We start from the raw sequence: 1,876 nt of genomic DNA on the forward strand, positions 1-1,876 counted from the left end.
TGGACCCGACGTTCGCATCTGCGAGCGACCCGCCTTCCAGCCCCGGCGACAGGAATAACGTCCTTCCAACCCGACTTCTTCAGCAGCCTGCTAAATGGACACAGAGCATCGAGGGTGCCGCCTCTTCCTCCTCCCGAGGGTCTGGTCCAGCCGATGCGGCCCGCCCGGCGCGAACCGGGCGGGCTTTGCCTCCGGCCCTCTCCCCGACCATCTGACGGTTTTTCGCGCATCGGCGCCACCGGCGCAGCATGGCCCGCGCCGCCTCTTGTCAGGCGCAGGCGCGCGCTTTACGGGAAGAGACAGGCCGGTTTTTCGGCGACGGCACGGCACGGACAGGAGTGCGACCAATGCGTATTGCGATGATCGGAACGGGGTATGTGGGCCTCGTCTCCGGGGTTTGTTTTTCGGATTTCGGGCATGACGTCATTTGCGTCGACAAGAACCCGGCCAAGATCGAGATGCTGGAGCGCGGCGAGGTTCCGATCTACGAGCCGGGGCTCGACACGCTGATGGAGAAGAACGTCGAGGCCGGGCGGCTGACCTTCACCACCGACCTTGCGGCCGCCGTCGACGGCGCCGACGCGGTGTTCATCGCCGTGGGCACGCCGACGCGGCGCGGCGACGGGCATGCCGACCTGACTTTCGTCATGGCCGCCGCCGAGGAGATCGCGAAGAGCCTGACCGGCTATGCCGTGATCGTCGTCAAGTCGACGGTGCCCGTTGGCACCAACCGCAAGGTCAAGCAGACGGTCGCCAAGGCCAACCCGAACGCCGATTTCGATGTCGCCTCGAATCCCGAATTCCTGCGCGAAGGCGCGGCGATCGACGACTTCATGAAGCCCGACCGCGTGATCGTCGGCGTGCAGACCGAGCGCGCGGGCGAGGTGATGGCCGAGATCTACCGCCCGCTCTACCTGCGCGAGTTCCCGATCGTGACGACCGACCTGGAATCGGCCGAGATGATCAAGTATGCCGCGAACGCCTTCCTGGCGACGAAGATCACCTTCATCAACGAGATCGCCCGACTGTGCGAAAAGGTCGGCGCCGACGTGAAGGAGGTGTCCCGGGGGATGGGGCTGGACGGCCGGATCGGCAACAAGTTCCTGCATGCCGGGCCGGGCTATGGCGGGTCGTGCTTTCCCAAGGACACGATGGCGCTGGCGCGCACGGGGCAGGACTTCTCGGCGCCGATGGACATCGTCGAGACGGTGATCAAGTCCAACGACGAGATCAAGCGGCGGATGATCGACAAGATCCTCGAGCTGTGCGGCGACACGTTCAACGGCAAGACGGTGGCGGTGCTGGGCGTGACGTTCAAGCCGAACACCGACGACATGCGCGACGCGCCGGCGCTGACGGTGGTGCCGGCGCTGGTGGGCGGTGGCGCGAAGGTGCGGGTGGTCGACCCGCAGGGCCGGCGCGAGGGCGAGGCGCTGCTGCCGGGCGTGCAATGGGTCGAGGACCCGTACAAGGCGGTGCAGAACGCCGATGCGCTGGTGATCCTGACCGAGTGGAACGAGTTCCGCGCGCTGGACCTGAAGCGGCTGGCCCGCCGCATGGCCACGCCGCGCATGGCCGACCTGCGCAACGTCTATTCCGCCAAGGACGCCAAGCATGCGGGGTTCGAGGCCTATATGGCCGTGGGGCGGCCTTCGCTGGAACCGCAGGCACGCGCCGCCGAGGAAGAAGCGAACACGGCCTCCGCCGCGGAGTGAGCGAGTGGGGCACCGGCAGTCGCCGGCGCGCGACGCACCAGAAACGAAAACCGCCAACTCACTGAGTTAGAGCCTCGTGCGGAAAACCAGAGTCGGGGATTCCCATAAGGAAGGGTTTGTGATTCACTATATGTGGAGGTGGATCATGGGAAAACCGCTAT

General features: G+C 66.0%; 1 protein-coding gene. It reads left to right on the forward strand.

What is annotated here, in order from left to right:
• The first annotated feature begins 347 nt into the window (after positions 1 to 347).
• Positions 348 to 1,715: a UDP-glucose dehydrogenase family protein gene (locus P1J78_RS24760; RefSeq protein ID WP_275570041.1), complete on the forward strand. Its 1,368-nt coding sequence runs from the start codon at positions 348 to 350 to the stop codon at positions 1,713 to 1,715.
• Positions 1,716 to 1,876: the final 161 nt, after the last annotated feature.

Origin of the sequence: Psychromarinibacter sediminicola (assembly GCF_029168335.1) — a bacterium.
GTDB classification, from domain to species: Bacteria; Pseudomonadota; Alphaproteobacteria; order Rhodobacterales; family Rhodobacteraceae; genus Psychromarinibacter; species Psychromarinibacter sediminicola.